Genomic DNA, 18,466 nt, shown 5'->3' on the forward strand with positions numbered 1-18,466 from the left:
GAAGCTTATGCTTTGCTAGGTGCGTTTTTTCAAACACTCTGCTTGGTTCAAGCCAGGGGTTGAGGGGCAGAACTACACTTTTTTGAAAAAAACGACCTCGGAAGGCAGTTGCTTGAAGTGGGAAAAGTCATCACCATGTGCTGCTCTGCTGGTAACATGACTTCGTAAGCATTCGCTAGATCCGTGTGAATTCATGATTCGATGCCCCGAGTTGAACTGCTGCTTTGACTCACTTCGGCTCACTTTAGATCAATAGTAGACTTTTTGAACTCCTCTATTTAGGACAAATCGTTTACCAGAAGGAGATTGTTTATGGCCACCATTGAAGACTTTTTAAAACTTGATATCCGAATCGGTACCATTGTGGAAGCAGAGCCCTTCCCGGAAGCGCGCCAACCAGCCATTAAAATGAAAATTGATTTTGGAGAGCTCGGCATCAAAAGCTCAAGCGCCCAAATTACAAAGAGATATGCACCTGAATCTATCATTGGCCGCCAAGTCGCAGCTGTCGTCAACTTCCCGCCAAGGAGGGTCGCGGGATTTAAATCGGAGGTGCTTGTTATAGGTGGTGTTCCGGAGGCTGGCGATGTGATCCTGCTCAAACCTGACCACGCTGTTCCAAACGGAACCCCTGTTTCATAAGAGCATTTCCCCCTCATTGGCGAGCCTTTTTGGAGAAGATACTCTATGCGGAGGGTCCAAACAAAATTTTCATCCAGACGGGCTTTATTACCCGGCCAAACGAAATGTTCATCTGCGTATCAAAAACCGGGTTTACGTAGAAATTGTTCATAGGCTAAGTAGGTTGGATTATGTGGTGTGGCTTGAGAGCTAATGCTTAGCGGATTGGAAACCTAATACGGAAGCGAGCCTGAGGGCTAAAGGTGTAAAATCGGCCTGCCCCCTATTCCGAACTGTTGAACAGCTTGTTGACTAGCCTATACAACTTTTAACGAAACACCGTATCGCTATTTCAACCCAAATAACCAAATTATTATTCTAACGAAACCTCATATCGTTATTTGGGAGAAAAACAAGCTTTAGGCCCCTATTTGCCTTCAATAACGATACCCTGTTTCGTTAGAAATCGAGAGAGCTCTTTTGAGGCCCAATAACGATACCTGGTTTCGTTAGAGTTGGCTTTGTTCATTTATCCAACTGTAAAGCCGTCAAATGGGCGCGACAGAGGTCATCTAGATGAATCTAGCTGGCTTCTTTTCTTTTTTGTCTATAGCAGGGTGGATTAGAAGAGCAATGCAGAGTGGTTTGGAAGCCTAAGTAGAGTGGATCGGGAGAGCAATGTAGAATGGAATGGAAGACAAGTAAAGTGGATCGGGAGCTAATATAGTGTGGAATGAAGACTGAGTAGAATGGTTCGGAAGAGTAATATAGGGTAGATTGGAAGGCTGAGTAAAGTGAATCTGAGGTTAATGCTTAGCGGATTGGAAACCTAATACGGAAACGAGCCTGAGGGCTAAAGGTGTAAAATCGGCCTGCCCCCTATTCCGAACTGTTGAACAGCTTGTTGACTAGCCTATACAACTTTTAACGAAACACCGTATCGCTATTTCAACCCAAATAACCAAATTATTATTCTAACGAAACCTCATATCGTTATTTGGGAGAAAAACAAGCTTTAGGCCCCGATTTGCCTTCAATAACGATACCCTGTTTCGTTAGAAATCGAGAGAGCCCTTTTGAGGCCCAATAACGATACCAGGTTTCGTTAGAGTTGACTTTGTTCATTTATCCAACTGTAAAACCCGTCATATAGAAACGAAACAAGCTTTAGGCCCCGATTTTCCTTCAGTAACGATACCCTGTTTCGTTAGAAATCGAGAGTCCTTTTGAGGCCCAATAGCGATACCAGGTTTCGTTAGAAGTGACTTTATCTATTCCCACCATTTCGACGTTCTAAGTCTAAGGCGGGGGATCAGACTGGATTGCCTGAGCGCCCCAATCAATTTATCACGTCAGAACCCATCCATGTTCAATGGATCGCAAAAAAATTGTCAAGGTTGTGATGAAAACAGCCCCTGCAATCCTAAGGATCAGTGGTATGATAAAAGTCACAATAAGCCAGATTCACAACTGAAGGTGATGAACATGTGGAAACCCGACCGTCATAGCAAGAAACCGCTCTATGAACAAATTGCCGATCATCTGGAGAAGAGAATCGCTTACAGCGAGTTCCCCCCAGGCAGCCTGCTCCCGTCGGAACGAAAGCTGGCCGAGCAGCTCGGTGTAAATCGCAGCACCGTGATCCTTGCGTTCGCCGAGCTGCGATCGATGGGGATCATCGAAAGCCGCACGGGCAGTGGAACACGGGTAAGCCGGACCAAATGGGGCGCCACACCAAAACATACGCCAAATTGGAACCGATATGCTGAGGGCGGAAGCTTCCTGCCCAATCTGCCTTTTTTGCGCAAAATAAGGGATGCGCTTAGTCAAGATCCTTCGCTGATCGACTTTGCAAGCGGTGAATTAGCTGCAGATTTAGCCCCGCTTGATGAAATTGCCGCCCTGATGCGTGAGCATCACTACACCACATATCTGGGCTATGACAACCCGCAGGGCTATATACCGCTAAGACAAGCCCTGGTCGAGCATTTGCAGAAGTACCGGGGAATCCAGACTACGGAATCGTCGATCATGATAACCTCGGGTTCTCAGCAATCGCTATATCTGATTACGCAATGCCTGCTCTCCCCCGGGGACGCGGTGGCGGTTGAAGATCCGTCCTACTGCTACTCGCTGCCGATGTTCCAATCGGCCGGACTCCGCCTGTTCCGACTGCCTGTCGACCAATACGGCGTCCACCCCGAAGACATAAAAGAGTTATACAAGAAGCATCGGATTAAAATGGTGTTTCTGAATCCGAACTTTCAGAATCCGACGGGGGCGGTTATCAGCAGCGAACGTCGTGAGCAATTGTTCTCTGTCGCCAGTGAACTCGGGCTTCCGATCGTTGAGGATGATCCGTTCAGCCTAACAGCCTTTGAAGGAGCAGCCCCTGCCCCGCTCAAATCGATGGATGCCAACGGTAACATTCTCTACATCGGCTCTTTCTCCAAAATTGCCGCCTCCGGCCTAAGGATCGGCTGGATGGTAGCCCCGAATTCGATCGTGCAGCGCTTGGCCGATGCCAGACAGCAGATGGACTTCGGCTTGAGCGTCATTCCGCAGCAGGTTGCCGCTCAATTTATCAAATCGGACGCTTTCCAGCCTCATCTGGATCGTCTGCAAATCCAGCTCCAATTCAAGCGGGATCTGCTCATCGAGTCTTTGCGAAGGGAGCTAGGCGAGCAGATCTCATTCGTCACTCCGCAAGGCGGCCTGCATTTATGGTGCATGCTTCATCCCAAGGTGCCTGACGGCAAGCTGCTGGATGAAGCGATCCGAAGAGGCGTCGTCTTCGTGCCCGGCGGTGTCTATGGTTCGGATTCCGGCTTCGTCCGCTTCACATATGCCAGGGCAAAGACGGAGGAGATCGAGAGCGGCATCGCTAAATTCGCCGAGGCGCTGCATAGTCTGATAGACTAAGCAGCTGCAATCACCGCAGGCTTGCATAAAACAATCACCAGACTCAATGGATGGATTGAGCTTGGCGGTTGTTTTATGTCGAGCTATGGTACTTATAGGACAGGATCGCTTGGTCCGATAAAATGCAGAACAATATCGTAGCCAGTACATTGTGAAGAAGACTCGCGAACAGAAATAAATCCGGATGGCCTGCTGCTACTCCAAGAAGGGCGCCGCTGCCGATTTGAGCAATGACCAGAATAAGAGCCCAAAGCGTAACCGGTCGAAGCCCAGCCATTGCAGCCTGTTTTTTCCATCTGGCACTACGGACAAGAGCATAGAATCCAATGATAAGCAGAAGCAGGATCAGTGCAGCAGCCCGATGCGCAAACACGGTTCCTGCCGAACCGGATAAATCCGGGATCAGTTGACCATTGCAAAGCGGCCAGCCCTTGCATCCTCCCCCAGCCTGCTTATGGCGTATATAAGCCCCGAGATACACTACACCGTAACAAAATAGCCAGATTCCGCAAGCCATGAAATAACCCATCGCAGGGAGTTGCCGTGCGAAGCTCTGCTTCTCGATTCCCTTCATCCGATGGCTCCATAACACAAGCAGCATGCTGCAGGCGACCGCTAACAATGAAATTCCAAAATGAAGCGCCATAACAGCCAGTTGCTGTGGCCATATAACGGCTGCTGCCCCCATCAAGGCCTGGATAATCGTGAACAGTAGTGTGCCGCCTGCATACAGTAACGCTTCAGGATGCCTTAAATAACGCCATGTATAAATAAATGTCAGGAGCACGAGCAAACCTACTACTCCCGTTACCATGCGATGCGAATATTCGATCATCGACTCCAGCGTATAAGCGGGAATAAATTTGCCATTACATAATGGCCAATCGCTCCCACAGCCTCGTCCAGAGCCCGTCTACGTTACTAATGCCCCTGCAAGCAGTACAAGGAACATTCCAATGAACGTCCCCCAGCTCAGCAGGCGAAAGGTTTGCCATTTTTGTAAATCCATGCTTGCCACTTCTTTCGCTGTTTTCGAATGGCCCTGTGAAGCTAACTTCACAGCGAACCCTGAGTCAACCCGATCTTAGCGAATCGAAGCAAGTCCGTAACCCTCCATTTGCCACCTTTCTATACGATCCAATCTGTTATGCCTTGGCTCTCGGAGCCGAATCCGGCCCCGCTGAAATGGCTGCTGGCTGAACGCGGACATATCCGCTCCCACCGCCTGCGCCTCCCGTTGACGAATATTAGCAGTGAAGGTAAGAAAATAGGAGCCGAGCTGCGCTGAGGGATTCTCTCCTCATAACGCCTTCCGGCTCCCTATTAAACTAGCGCAGTTTAAGCCTATGCAAACCGGCTGAATGCTTGCGCTGCCATTCCTTACTGACTGAGACGCCTGTATCTATGGCGAAATAGAACAGGATGATCCAGGCCGCTGTAATATTGAACCAGGCCAGCAAAGGCGTGAGCAGCTGCAGGATAGCCGGATGGATCAACTCTGCCAGCACAAAAGCCAAGGCTCCCCAAAGCAGGGAGTATTCTACACAGACGTAACCACCGATATTCATTTTTCGGCCCTGGTAATTCCACCATTTTCGATGAAAAACCCTGTCCAGTAGCCAACCTGTAGCATATTCCAGCCAGGTGACCAACAGAGCGGACACCAAGACGATAGCCAGGCCGCGTGCCCAAGGATCATCCAGCCTTGCCCCTGCCCGTGCTGTAACGGCAAGGATCAATAACGCTGCAAAGCCATAAATGGGGCAAAAGGGCCCGCACAAAAAGCCCCGATTTACAAAACGCCGCTCTCGAATGCTTGCATAGGATGTTTCCAGAAGCCAGCCAGCGAAAGCGTAAATCGCAAACAGTACCATTCTTTGTGCCAATGCGCTGCTCATGAGTTTTCACTCCTTGATCGCTATAAATAATGAATACACAAAAGACCAAAAAACAGGGTGTCAGACCCCTAAACCACCCTTGACTGCTCAGGTTCAATACGCTGCCGGATTTCCGCCAGACATCTTTCTGCAGCCTCTTCCCCCGCCTTAATGCATTCTTCCGCTTTGGTAAAATCAAATGACGCGTAATACCCTACCTCCGGACGGATCACATAATCGGCCTGTTTGAGACTGACATGCCTTCGCCCCGCTGCCATCAAGCCGTAGGAGCGATAGACTACCTCGATCATATTGCGCGGCGGTTTTTTCTCATTCTCTCTGGCGACGTCCACGGCAATAATATAACATGCTTCCCCATCATCCAGCGCTTCCTCCACGGGCAAATTGTTAAGCACTCCGCCATCAACAAGCATCCGGTCGCCATCCATTAACGGAGCAAACACGCCGGGAAATGCGGTTGTCGCCCTCAGGGCGGTTCCCAAATCTCCATGATCCAGAACAACCTGCTGTCCGCACATCAGATCAACCGCGATCGCTTTAAACTCCATCGGGAGCTGCTCGATAAGCACTCCTTGCGTGCTGTGCTGTTGCAGCAATTCATTAATGACCTGATGAACGGCTTTGCCCGCCAGCAGGCCGCGATGGCGAATTCCCATATCAAGCAGACGATATTTCGGAGTGTTCAGAATCTTATCCTCAATCGCCTCGGCAGGCACTCCGGCTGCATACAAGCCGCCGATCGCACCGCCCATGCTAGTGCCCGCTATCCGATCGATTTTAATCCCGTTCCTCTCGAATACTTTTAGCACACCGATATGCGCCAGACCCCGCACGGCTCCTCCGCCCAATACTAAGCCGGTTTTCATAATCATCACGCTCCACCTTTAATTCCTTCACTCATCTAAAATAATTCTTCACTACACCAAATACACAAAAGACCAAAAAACTATCGAAAAGCTAAAGCCTTTAAACTAAAGCTTCATGCAGCAAATCGGACAGCATTCGCTGCTCGTTGTTGGACAGTCTGTTCAAAGTGTCCAGAAACTTGGAGACCAGCTCCGTCAGTTCATTTCCCATTTCATCGTTAATCGTCTGAATAATCGTTCCCAGAACGGTACCGACAAACAGTTGAATTCCGCTCTCGCTATGGAGTCTCTTGCTGACCAGTCCAGTGACCAAACGCTCTGTCTTGGTTCCAAGTTTCTTGATATAGATCAAAAACAGACCAAGGATATAACCGCAGAATTCCAGATTTGACGCTTTGGACGAGATTTCGCTCATGACTTTGCGAATAACCTCATTCGCATTGCTGTCCTTGACACTGCCTAGCAGCTTCCGGATATGCGCTGTCGTATGCTCCCAATCGGACGAATCGAAGTTATCCTCCCGGCTCTGCTTAAATAGATCGTTAGCCTGCTCGGTAGGAGCGAATACCACCTGCGATCTCCCGGTTTCCTTGGCGTTCACCTCATAGCTGCGGCTTACGAACCCCTGCTTCTCCATTTCCTTCATCATGTCATAGGCGGTCCATTTGCTCACACCTAAGGAGGTCGCTAATGTCTCATAATGAATAGGCAGTCTTGTGCGCTGATATAATTCAATTAATTTGTCCAGAAATTGCAGTCGACGTTTAGTAAGCTGCATGAAGTTCACCTCGATGATTTGAGCGTTATTGAACGAACTGGATTCGGTTCTTGGGTCTTTTGTGTATATGGTAGCATGACAAAAATAGATCGTCAACTTCATTGGGAACTAGCTTATGCAAGTCATGGTTAAATATCGGCCGGAGCTTTACTCAGTCTTTCAGTCCACTCTGCATTACTCTCCCGATCCACGCTACTTGGCCTTCTATACCACTCCACATAATTCTAACGACCAGCCTCTATAATAGACAAAAAAAGAAGTCATCTAGACTCATCCAGATGACCTCTGTCGCGCCCATTTGACGGCTTTACAGTTGGATAAATGAACAAAGCCAACTCTAACGAAACCAGGTATCGCTATTCGGCCCAAAAAGGACTCTCTCGATTTCTAACGAAACAGGGTATCGTTATAGAGGGCAAATTGGGGCCTAAAGCTCGTTTTCTCCCCAAATAACGATATGGAGTTTCGTTAGAATTATAATTCGGTCATTTGGGTTGAAATAACGATACGGTGTTTCGTTAAAGGTTGTATAGGTTTGTCAACTGGCTGTTCAACAATCCGGAATAGGGCAGCTGGCCAATTTTACACCTTCTTACCTTCTCGGGCTTGCTTTCGTATTAGTCTTCCCCCCACTCCAGATTACTCTTCCCATCCACCTCTACTCAGTCTCCCATTCCACTCTGCATTAGCTCCCGAACTACCCTACTTGGCCTTCCACTCCACATTACTCTCCCGATCCACTTTACTCAGTCCTCCATACTACTCTGCATTAGCTCCCGATCTACCCTACTTGGCCTTCCACTCCGCATTACTCCCCGCCTCACCCTACTTGGCCTACCCATTTCACTCCATATTACTCTCCCGTTCCACTCTACTCAGTCTTCCATTCCACTCTGCATTAGCTCCCGCCTCACTCTACTTGGCCTACCCATTTCACTCCACATTACTCTTCCGATCCATCTCTACTCAGCCTTCCAAACCACTCTACACTACTCTCCCGACCCACCTCTACTTAGTTCCCATTCCACTCTACACTACTCTCCCGACCCACTTTACTCAGTCCTCCATACCACTCCGCATTAGCTCCCGCCTCACTCTACTTGGTTTACCTATTCCACTCCGCATTACTCTCCCGCCTCACCCTACTCAGCCTATCCATTCCACTCCACACATCAGGTAGGAGGTGGCAGGGAGGTAGCTTCGGTTCAACGCGTATGACCAAGTAAATCGCCCTTTTCCACGCGTACCCCATACATCGTCAAGGATGTCCCATGGTACTAACGATAACGAAAGCTCACCACCGCCCCGGTACGGTAGCGGCGGCTAACGAACATATGCGTCGATTCCGTCCTCCGCAGGGGCAGGTGCGCCGCCAGTATGGACGATCTCCACATAAATCCGGTTTGGCACGCAAATGATCGTTTCGTTCGGACGGGAAATAAAGCCCATCTGCATGGAAATCTTCTTCGGACAATCCGCATAGATCATCTGGATTCCGTGGTCAAATACCTTCAGAATATTGTGACCGTACTTTGTCCGTATATCGATGCTCTGCTCTGCGCTATCTAAAGGCACGCTTTTATAGTGCTCTCCATCCACATTAATTTCGGCCACAAGTGTGCCCGGATCATACGATTGCTGGCTCTCCATAGCCTGGCGAAACAGGAGCCATGCCGATCCCAGCACTAACAAAATCACGATCAACAGAACATCGCCGCGTCTGAGCTTCAGCATCCATCTATCCTTCCATTCCTTCGTATTTAAACGTAAAAATTACGAATAAATACATCATAAAAGCCCATCGACGCTTTGTCAATGAGCTTCATGATTAGATTGACCGGCATCCTCTGATCCCTGCTCTAAGGATTCTGCGTCCCCAAGAGTCTGGCATTCCTCGCAAATCCCATAAACCTCAAAGCGATGGCGCAGCACCTTATAGTTCCCTGGCAGACCGGGCCCTTGATCCATAGGGCAGTAATCAAAAGGAAGTGTTTTTTCACAACTTACGCAAATCAAATGATGATGGTGATGAGCTGTACAGCTTCCTTTAAACTTCAAGCCGCCCTCCATGAAATAAAAGTGCTCCAAAACCCCCATCTCGCTTAGAATTCGAAGATTGCGGTATACCGTGTCCAGACTCATGCCCGGATAGCGGACCGACATTTGATTATATACATCCTTCGGCGATAGGTAACCATCATAATCCGCAAAAATTTGCGCCAGCGTTCTGCGCTGTTCAGTCACCCTCCATCCGTTCCGTGCCATCGTATCAAGCATCTCTTTTACTTTTGAGTGGCTTTCTTTCATAATCCGCACTTTCCCTTCCCTTTTATACAAAGCGACGAGCCTATTGATAATGAATCCGTAAAAACCTGTCCTTGTATTTTATCAAGAAAGGGGGGCATTGTCATATGATCGATTAAGCATCCCTGGCCTTACATCGCGAATATACTGTGAATTCTGCCAACATGCTCTGTTCCGGTTTATTCGTAAATTTTCTGATTAATTTCGCATAAAAGGTTATTTGCTAGAAACCCAAGCATAAAATGAGTATATATATCATTCTATCGCAGGAGGCTTTTAATGAAAGTTTCAAACTTCTATAAAATGATGCCCCTATTCTTTGTCGTCATCTTTCTTATACCAGTCCTGACCGTCTCGTACCAGAACAACGTCAGCCTCCTCGCACACCCGCAGCTGCAGCAAATTAAGACGCTCTTTATCGGTGTTTTTCTGGAGGCCCTGCCGTTCATTATTTTGGGCGTGCTGCTCTCGTCTCTACTTCAAATCGTCATAAAGGAAGAGTGGATTCGCCGCTTAAATCCAAAAAATCCGGTAGTCGGCGTACTCCTTGGTTCCATGCTGGGAATCATATTGCCTATCTGCGAATGTGGAATGATTCCCGTCGTTCGCAGATTGATCTTGAAAGGGATGCCGGTATACATCGCAGTAACTTTCATTCTCAGCGGCCCTATTCTGAATCCGGTCGTGTTGGTGGCAACCATGGTCGCGTTTCGCTCACATCCCGAAGTGATCCTGGCCCGAATGGGACTGGCTTTTGCTGTGTCGATATCGGTAGGATTAATTGTATACATGCTGTCCCCCAAACAGCCGTTAAAGCAATCTCTGCAAAGGTTCCAGCTGGAATCGGGCAGCGCGGGCTTGCATCAGCATCCCAAAACATGGGAAAGCTTCTTCGTCCATGCCGGGAATGAATTGATAGAAATGAGCAAATATTTGGTGCTGGGCGCTTTCGTAACAGCTTGTATCCAGTCTTTAGTTCCCCGTGCCGAACTGTTTGCTCTTGGAAATGGCTCTATTTCCTCCTATTTATTTATGATGGGGTTTGCTTTTGTATTATCGCTATGCTCCACCTCCGACGCTTTTGTCGCCTCCGCCTTCACACATGCCTTTTCCGTAGGTCCGCTCGTTTCCTTCCTAGTACTGGGACCTATGCTGGATTTCAAAGGCTTGCTCATGCTGCTGGCTACTTTCAAGCTCAAATTTGTTATCTTGCTTAGTCTTTTGCTGATTGTTCTAATATTTATCGGTTCTGTAGCTGTCGATTTTCTGATTCGGATGCAATTTGTATGAAGGAGTTGAACAGGGATGGTTCTCACCTTAAGATTGCGGGTCCATTATCTCTTCCGAGCCTTTTTACTCGCCGTTTTATCGTTATATATCATACATCTGAATGATACGGACTCCTTACATTATTACTTGGCCCCTTCCATGCAGAAGCTATTGCTGCTATGTCCGGTTCCTCTTCTCTTCATCGCATTCGGGATGGCATGGCATTCCGTTACAGGCAATTCGGACAAAATATGCGACTGTGATCATCCCCTGCCATTGGGCTTTTTAAAAAATGTGAATGTCTACGGGTTGTTCGCGGTTCCCCTAATACTCGGATTGCTTCTGCCTGATCAGGCGCTTGGAAGCGATATGGCCGCCAAAAAAGGCATCATATACTCCGCCCCTGATCCGGACATTCGGGATAAGTTGGCAGATGTAAAGCTGTCCTCCCCAATCGCTGAAAATCCCACAGGCGTGCCGCCCCGGGCCTCAAGCCCTGTGCAAGGCACTTTAGATGAGTTATTCATAGCAAAGGATAAATACAGCACGGAGTTCGCCGAGCTCGCCAAACGGTTGTACCTTCAACCAGTGATAGAAGTGAATTCTTCGATTTTCTCGGAAACCATCGGTGCCATCGATATGTATAAACAGCCGTTCCTGCATAAAAATATAACCCTTCAAGGCTTTGTTTATCGGGAGGAAGACATGAAGCCGGATACGTTTGCCTTGAGCCGCTTTCTCATGATGTGTTGTCCAGCCGATGCTATTCCATTTGGCGTGCTTGTTCAAAGTGACAACGCCTCCACGTTCACCAAAGATACCTGGGTCGAAATTAAGGGAACCATTCAAGCCACGACAATTGACGGCAAGGAGACATTGCAAATAAAAGCCGGGCAGATCAAAACGATTGAGCAGCCGGTTTCCCCTTATATTTTTACCAATCCTGATTCCGTGGCCGAATTTGATAAACTGCATGCAAATGAGAAATACAACCAGTAATTACGAACCATTTCCCTCCTATTCCCAAACTAAATAGCGCCATCCGGAAATGGCGCTATCGTGGGGTAGAACGCCGCAGAGCCTTGACGGCGCTGCCCCTCATTATCGCTTCATTTATGCCTCCAAATCCCCCTCCAGTTCAACGTACTTCTGCCGTAGTTGTTCCAAGCGTTCTTCGTCCGGTTGCCAATACCCCCGTTGATGGCTTTCCAGCAGCGTTTCCATTAATGCGTGATATGCCCAGCGGTTATTATCCCGCATTTGCCGGTTCCGCTCCTCATCTGCAATATATACGTCATGCATCTGATCGAACACCCAAGCCTCCACCTTGCCGGTGGTCGCGGCCAAACCCAATACATACTCAAACCGCTTGGCAATTTGCTCGGCTCCGTGATAAGGATGCTCAAGCAGCGCATCGATCCATTTCGGATTGGTCAGCCGGGTCCGCACGCCCCGGGCAATCGCATATTCTGCCGCTTCGGTCAGAGGGCGCTCTCCGGTTGTATCCGTAATATGAATTTCCGCAGGTCTTCCTTTCACCATCTCCACCGACTTGGACAAGCCGCCAAAATATTCATAATAATGATCGGAATCCGTGACCTCCCACTCGTGACTGCTGCGGATTTGCGACACAACATCGACCGCAAGCAAATGAGTTCGGTACAGCTCCGGTTCGGCGCGGCCGCGCTCCTCCAGGCTATACACATGCTGCTGACTGTCCGCATATGCCTGTCCAAGCTCGGCCTCCTGACTCCATTGCTTCGTCTCGATTAATTTGGTCATGCTCGTCCCGTACTGCCCTTGCGCCGGGCCAAATATCCGGGCATTCGCCAGATCCCGGGCCTGCCCCGGCTGATATCCGGCAGTCAACATCCCCGCTTCCGCATGCCGAGTGTGGGCTTTGAACAGATTCATATCTTCAGGCTCCTCAAGTTCAGAGACCCGGTGGAAAATCCGGTTTAAATCATCCAGCAGATTCGGGAACATATCCCGGAACAATCCGGTCATATGCACGACAATATTCAGACGCGGGCGACCCAACTCGGATAAAGGGATGATATCGTATTCCGTCCGGAACGTTCCGATCCCGCTGCTGACGCGTACGCCTAAATAATGAAGGATCTGCCCTATCGTTTCCCCTTGCGTCCGCGATGTCTCCAGCCCCCATAACACGATGGCGGTTGTACCCGGATATTCGCCATGGAGCTCATAATACTGGCGAATTGAATTCTCGGCGGTGCGGGCTCCCCGTTCCGCGGCGCTAAGACTGGGAACGGCCCGTGGATCAAATTGATACAGATTGCGTCCGGAAGGCAGCACCTCGGGGGAACGCATCGCATCCCCGGCCAGCTTGGCCGGGAGATATCGGCCTTCCAACGCCTTCAACAACCCTTCCATCTCCTCGTTGTTCATCGAGCTTGTATAGGCATGATACCCGTATTCCAGCGTACGCGACAAGGCATCCTGCCACCCCGCTGCCTCCTTGTTGCAGGAGGACGGAAGCGTTCCGCCAGCAAGATAGGCAGCAATCAGCTCTTCCGACTCACGGTCCAGCCTTCGGAGTTCAGCGGTTAGCCCTTCTCCGGCAAGCTCCTCTACCTTTAGACCCTCCCGTTCCGCCAGCAATCCCCGCAATGAACGGACTGTTCCCCGTTCATGACGAAGCACAAACCGCATATAGGCTGCGGCAGCCTCGGGCGAGTAACCATCGCCAAGCACATGCAGTCCGCTCGGAATAAGCGACCGCTGCATTCGGTACAGCTCCTCCTCCATTTCCTCCGGCGACTCCGCTGCAAAATGCAGTTCTCGGGCGGCGGCCTTCAACTTGCAGAGAATATCCTCGCAGCGGTTGGAATCAAGCTGCTGCGCCTCCCGGTATTCATGCAGCAGCGATTCGAGACCGGCCCACCTTCCGTACAGCTCCGCCTCTGCAAAAGGCGGCGCCTGATAGCCGATCAGCAGCGCATGGCTGCGACGCTTGGCGATCATCGCCTCCGAGGGATTGCCTACGTAATAATAATAAAGGTGAGGAAGCTCGCCGATAAAATCATCCGGCACACAGTCGCCGGACATGCCGCATTCCTTGCCCTGTTGAAATTCCAGTGTCCCGTGGGTCCCGATATGAACAACCGCGTCCGCTTCCCATTCCTCACGAATCCATTGATAAAATGCGGTGTATTGGTGGGTCGGGAGCAGCGAGCGATCGTGGACCGATTTCTCGGAATCCTCGTGAATGCCGCGCGCAGGCTGCAAACCGATAAAAACATGGCCGTTGACGATGCCAGGAATCAGGAAAGCATCCTGCTCCGTCATTATTTCACCAGGTGGAGGTCCCCAACGCGCTTCAGCCTCTTTGCCCCAGGAACGGGCGGACATTCTGGCCGCAAACTCGGGATCGTTGTAACGAATCATCCCGTCCGTCGTCTCCTCGCCAGCCCACTTTCCGGAATTGACCAGCCCGCCTTCCACGAACCGGCAGCGCAGTTCCTCCGCAGACATCTCAGCGACATGATATCCTTCTCTCTTCAGACGGGTAAGCAGTCTGGATAGCGAGGCAAAGGTATCGAGAAAAGTTCCCCCGAACACATTGGCTTCTCCGGGCGGATAATTGTAGCCAATCAGAGCCAGCTTTTTTTCGTGGTTTGCTTTTCTTCTCAGCTCAAGCCAGCGTTCCACACGCCCAACCAGCTTGTTAACCCGTTCGGGAATGAGCACTAGCCGGTTCAGGGCAACGTCCAATACCGGATCGTCCCCTTCGCGGCGCAAAGCTGCGATCGGAAACGTCTCGATGCTTCCATCCAACTCCGGCAGCACAACCTGAACCATCAGCTGCGAAGGATTAACCCCCCTGACCGATTTTCTCCATTCGCCTTCCGTTGTGCCGGAGAGGAAAAAGGGATGCAGCATCGGGGCCCCCAAGGCATCGAGCATATCCACCGTATCCCCGGTCCCGGATGCTGGTCCCGCTCCACCCGGGCCGATTCCCAGTCGAAAAGGAAGCAGATTGATGATCAAATCCACCGTCTTGTCTTCCCCGACCAGAAGCTCACGCAGACGCTCCATCGAAACATGCATGACGGAAGGAAAGGCGATTGGCCAAACCTCGGCAAACTCTTCAATACGGTCCATAAGCTCCCCGACGCAATCCGCGATGTCCAGCGGGTTGCCGTTGCCGAGAAACAGCAGGGCTACCGCCGGTTGCCGGCCCATGAATCCTCGGCTTTGCCGGTAGTCCGCCAGGCTGGAGAAGCGGGTTCCCCTTACGGGGTCGAACAGGCACAGCTCCTGAACAAAAACGGGGTTCGAAGCCATCGGCAGCAGATTGCATCCCCCGTATTCCCGCCCCACAAGACAAAGCAAGCCAAACATATTCTGCGCCCCGCCTCCCCGCCAATATTCTGTTATTTTGACATAGCGGTCATAATCCTGTTTCAACTCATCCGGCAACGTTACCCCTCTGTTCCCGCCCGGCCCTGCCAGAGGTGCAGCAGTCAATTGGCCAAGCCGCAGCAAGGAGCGAATTTGGGCGGCATCCCCGCCAACCGGAACCAATTGGGCCGTTCCTTTACAAAGGACCTCTTTGATTTGATCCACAATTTCCTTGTGGACACCATGCGCGTCAAAGACGACAAAGTCGGGGTCGAGCGATACAAGCTGTGTTGGCAGACCCGACAAGGGTGCGGCGGACCCGTTCTCACCAGGGTCGACAACAGCAAGCTGAAGCTGGGCTCGCTGCCCTTCACCCAACATGCGGTACGCCACCGACAAATGGGCCTGCGAGGCCTCGCTATTCGTCAATACTATGATCTTCAAGCTCTCATCTCCCTGCATCCATTAAAATAAACCAGGAACGGCCCGGTTCTGCTCCTGTACCAGATTTCTAACGGCGCGTTCGATCCGCCCGGCATCTAATTCATCCAGCCGGAAATATTGCGCCTGCAGGCAGTCCGCCAGCTTGCTGGCGTAACCAAGCCGGACGAACCCCTGCTCCGTATCGATGACCAGGGTCTGTATTCCCCCCGCCGAAATACGATGGCCAATGCGGCGGATTTCCGGCCACAGGTCAAGCCCTGGAGCCATGCCTGCGTTCGCTTTGCCATCGGTGATGACGATCATGGCCGGAATGAGCCCGCTTCCTTTGCGCAGCATCGTTCGGATCGTCTCCATTCCCTTCTCCAGCCCGGCGAGCAGCGGCGTCCTCCCCCCAACCGGCATCGACCTCAGCCGGCGTTCGGCCAACTCCACGCTGCGCGTAATGTCCAGCAGCAGCTCCGCGCCGCTGTCACGAAAAGCGACCAGACCGACGCTGTCACGCTGCCGGTAAGCGTCGTGCAGCAGCGACAGCACCGCGCCCTTGACCGCCTTCATCCGTTTGGCCGCATTCATTGATCCGCTGGCGTCAACCACGAACAGCAGCGCGGTGCCTGTCCGGCTCTCGCGCACCTTGACGCGAAGATCGCTCCGCTCGATCAGCACTCGCGGGCTCGCCTCGCCCCTGTCGCTGGCCATCACCTGCCGGCGGCGAACATGCTGATAGGGAGCCGCCGCCCGCAGCGTGGCATCCAGAGCCAGATCGGATATCGCCCCGCGCGGTATCTCCGCATGGACATAACGCCCGGTACGCCCGCCCTCCTGGGCTAGATTGCGTTTGCCCGCTTTGCCCTGGAACCCGGTACGTGGCGGAGTAAAGGCGATGCGACGAACGTCAAAGTTCCGCCCTATCGCCTCAACGACAACGCGCGCAGCGGTACCCGTATTGCTATCTTCCTCAGACGCAGAGGTGTCTGTGTTGCTGCCTGACAGTCGCTGCGGAGCGAGCGATGCCTCTTCCTCACCGCCGGCCGCCAGCGATGTCCCATCAAGCGGCTGCCCGCTATCTTGTCCATGTCCGGAATACTTCTCCTGTTCCTGAGGTGACGTTTGAGCAGGCTCCTGCCCAGCTAACTCCGAAGGCTGCTCAGGTCTCCCCGGTTGCTCTCTGTCCGCCGTTTCCTCCGCAGTTCTATCAGCCGCGCGCATGCGATGCGGCAGAATAAATTCGGCCGCCTCCTGTAAATGTGCAGAATCAACCTCCAAGCGACCTTCCCAGGCAGCCAAAGTACGGGCCAGCTCTGCCAGGAGGATGTCTGCGCGCTGTCCCGCACACCCGGCTTCCGCAGCTACTTCCGCGGCCAAGCGCAGCATCGGCTTAGCGATGCTGACGGAGGACAGCCGCCGCCGCGTCTGCACGAGCTGCTCCTGCAGCGCCGCGGATGCCGGCTCAAAGGAGCGCGCGAAATCATTCGGGTTCCGCTCGAAAGCCAGCCGGCGGCGCGTAATTTCCGCCCGCTCAACCGGATCAAGCGATGTTTCGACACGAACATACAACCCCAAGCGGTCAAGCAGGCCGGGCTTCAGCCCGGCTTCCTCCGGGTTCATCGTCCCCAACAACATAAAGGAAGAGGATTGCCAGCAAGCTTCCTCCCCATCTTTCCTTTCATATTCATAACCGCCCTGCTCAACCACTGCCAAAATGGCGTGCAGTGTCCTTTCGCCCAGCAGGTTCAAATCATCCACCATTACTATCTGACCATCGGCGCCAGCAAGCAAGCCGGGTAAGATTTTTCTTATACCATGGCGGAGGGCAGCTGCCGTATCGACGCCGCCAAAAAGCCGCTCATGATCGACATGAAGCGGGATATTGATCCGCCTTCGCTCCTGAAGGAGAGCGGCAAGACCGCGAATCAGCGTCGTCTTTGACGTTCCTGATTCACCGGCCAGCAGAACCCCCTTTAGCAACGGATTCGCAGCATGCAGCAATAACGCTTTTTTGGCGCGCTCCTGACCTACCACGGCGCAAAAAGGATAAACCGCAGCTTCAGAGTACATCCGCCACCTCCTGCAGCACAGCACCCAGCAATTCCTGAATGTTCCCCATCCCGGCTCCTCCGTCTTCAAACGGTCTTCTCCGCATCCGATGCGGCATGACCAGCATCGCCGCCTCGACCATATCCGCCGGTAGAACGCGGATTCTTCCCGCCAAAGCGGCGCGCGCCATCGCCGTCTTCAGCAGCGTAATATCCGCCCGGTGACCGTCGACCTCCAGGCGGATTCCGACCTTGGCTGTCCATTCCAGCAGCTGCGCGGAGGGCTCGATTTGCGCCAGCTGCTCGCGAGCGTGCAAGATTTGTTGGCATAATCTCGACTGCTCCTGCCCATAGCGCTCACGGAATGCCTCGGGATTCGCATCAAAGGCGAGACGGCGCTGGATGACCTCCATCCGCTCCACAATTTCCCGTTCACCGGACACCTCCAGTGAGAGCGCAAACCGGTCCAGCAGTTGCGGGCGAAGCTCCCCTTCCTCCGGATTCATCGTTCCGATCAGAATAAAGCGGGCAGGGTGCGAATGCGACACTCCCTCCCGTTCAACCGTGTTAATTCCCATAGCGGCCGCATCCAGCAGCGCATCCACGATCGCATCATCCAGTAAATTAATTTCATCCACATACAAAATATTTCCATGCGCCGCGGCCAGCAGCCCCGGTTCGAAGCGCTTCTCCCCTGCGCGGATCGCATGCTCGATATCGAGGGTGCCAACGACGCGGTCCTCGGTGGCGCTAACCGGCAGGCTCACAACCTGAAGCCCGGGCATCAGATCAGCCAGCGCGCGGACCGCCGTTGATTTCGCCGTGCCCTTCTCTCCCCGGATCAGCACCCCGCCGAGCCGCGGATCCACGAGGTTCAGCAGCAGCCCCTTCTTCATCTCCTCTTGTCCGACGATCGCCGTAAACGGAAATATATCCGGTTTTACATTCATTTTCTTTTCTCTC

General features: G+C 52.0%; 13 protein-coding genes and 1 pseudogene. 5 read left to right on the top strand and 9 right to left on the bottom strand.

Annotated elements, in window-relative coordinates; all coding sequences use genetic code 11:
* Nucleotides 1-312 precede the first annotated feature (312 nt).
* Complete coding sequence (csaA, locus tag DMN77_RS15870; protein WP_068780568.1) at nucleotides 313-642, top strand: chaperone CsaA; 330 nt, start codon at nucleotides 313-315, stop codon at nucleotides 640-642.
* Nucleotides 643-2,106: 1,464 nt separating this feature from the next.
* A complete protein-coding gene (gene pdxR, locus DMN77_RS15875; protein ID WP_179015654.1) occupies nucleotides 2,107-3,543 on the top strand; it encodes a MocR-like pyridoxine biosynthesis transcription factor PdxR in 1,437 nt (478 codons plus the stop codon).
* Between the two features lie 73 nt (nucleotides 3,544-3,616).
* On the opposite strand, the pseudogene DMN77_RS15880 reads toward pdxR, so the two are convergent.
* Nucleotides 3,617-4,444, bottom strand: a pseudogene (locus DMN77_RS15880) (COX15/CtaA family protein); the annotation flags it as partial.
* Between the two features lie 246 nt (nucleotides 4,445-4,690).
* Between DMN77_RS15880 and DMN77_RS15885 the strand changes: the two are divergent.
* Nucleotides 4,691-4,831: a hypothetical protein gene (locus DMN77_RS15885; RefSeq protein WP_179015655.1), complete on the top strand. Its 141-nt coding sequence runs from the start codon at nucleotides 4,691-4,693 to the stop codon at nucleotides 4,829-4,831.
* A 40-nt stretch (nucleotides 4,832-4,871) separates the two neighbouring features.
* Here the strand turns inward: DMN77_RS15885 and DMN77_RS15890 are convergent, their stop codons facing one another.
* From DMN77_RS15890 to DMN77_RS15910, 5 genes are all read right to left on the bottom strand, one after another.
* Nucleotides 4,872-5,441 (bottom strand): putative ABC transporter permease, encoded by a 570-nt coding sequence (locus DMN77_RS15890; protein WP_179015656.1) that lies wholly within the window; start codon nucleotides 5,439-5,441, stop codon nucleotides 4,872-4,874.
* Between the two features lie 68 nt (nucleotides 5,442-5,509).
* Entirely contained in the window at nucleotides 5,510-6,310 is an 801-nt protein-coding gene (locus tag DMN77_RS15895) for a patatin-like phospholipase family protein (RefSeq protein WP_179015700.1), read from the bottom strand.
* A 97-nt stretch (nucleotides 6,311-6,407) separates the two neighbouring features.
* Entirely contained in the window at nucleotides 6,408-7,085 is a 678-nt protein-coding gene (locus tag DMN77_RS15900; protein WP_179015657.1) for an Lrp/AsnC family transcriptional regulator, read from the bottom strand.
* Nucleotides 7,086-8,408: 1,323 nt separating this feature from the next.
* Complete coding sequence (locus DMN77_RS15905) at nucleotides 8,409-8,819, bottom strand: NusG domain II-containing protein (protein ID WP_179015658.1); 411 nt, start codon at nucleotides 8,817-8,819, stop codon at nucleotides 8,409-8,411.
* 78 nt (nucleotides 8,820-8,897) lie between these two features.
* Entirely contained in the window at nucleotides 8,898-9,392 is a 495-nt protein-coding gene (locus DMN77_RS15910; RefSeq protein ID WP_068780563.1) for a Fur family transcriptional regulator, read from the bottom strand.
* Nucleotides 9,393-9,668: 276 nt separating this feature from the next.
* Here DMN77_RS15910 and DMN77_RS15915 point away from each other — a divergent pair, with 276 nt between their 5' ends.
* Both DMN77_RS15915 and DMN77_RS15920 read left to right on the top strand, forming a co-directional pair.
* Nucleotides 9,669-10,679 (top strand): permease, encoded by a 1,011-nt coding sequence (locus DMN77_RS15915; protein ID WP_068780562.1) that lies wholly within the window; start codon nucleotides 9,669-9,671, stop codon nucleotides 10,677-10,679.
* A gap of 15 nt (nucleotides 10,680-10,694) precedes the next feature.
* Nucleotides 10,695-11,657: a TIGR03943 family putative permease subunit gene (locus tag DMN77_RS15920; protein ID WP_179015659.1), complete on the top strand. Its 963-nt coding sequence runs from the start codon at nucleotides 10,695-10,697 to the stop codon at nucleotides 11,655-11,657.
* A gap of 114 nt (nucleotides 11,658-11,771) precedes the next feature.
* Here the strand turns inward: DMN77_RS15920 and DMN77_RS15925 are convergent, their stop codons facing one another.
* From DMN77_RS15925 to DMN77_RS15935, 3 genes are read right to left on the bottom strand one after another with little or no spacing between them, the layout of a single operon-like run.
* Entirely contained in the window at nucleotides 11,772-15,470 is a 3,699-nt protein-coding gene (locus DMN77_RS15925; protein WP_179015660.1) for a cobaltochelatase subunit CobN, read from the bottom strand.
* Between the two features lie 21 nt (nucleotides 15,471-15,491).
* The gene (locus tag DMN77_RS15930; protein WP_179015661.1) at nucleotides 15,492-17,525 is read right to left on the bottom strand and encodes a VWA domain-containing protein; all 2,034 of its coding nucleotides are present in this window, start codon (nucleotides 17,523-17,525) and stop codon (nucleotides 15,492-15,494) included.
* On the bottom strand, nucleotides 17,515-18,453 hold the full coding sequence (locus DMN77_RS15935; RefSeq protein ID WP_179015662.1) for a magnesium chelatase ATPase subunit I: 939 nt from the start codon (nucleotides 18,451-18,453) through the stop codon (nucleotides 17,515-17,517). Before DMN77_RS15935 ends, DMN77_RS15930 begins: the two co-directional genes overlap by 11 nt.
* Nucleotides 18,454-18,466 lie beyond the last annotated feature (13 nt).

Source organism: Paenibacillus sp. 79R4 (assembly GCF_013393165.1).
Classification (GTDB): domain Bacteria; phylum Bacillota; class Bacilli; order Paenibacillales; family Paenibacillaceae; genus Fontibacillus.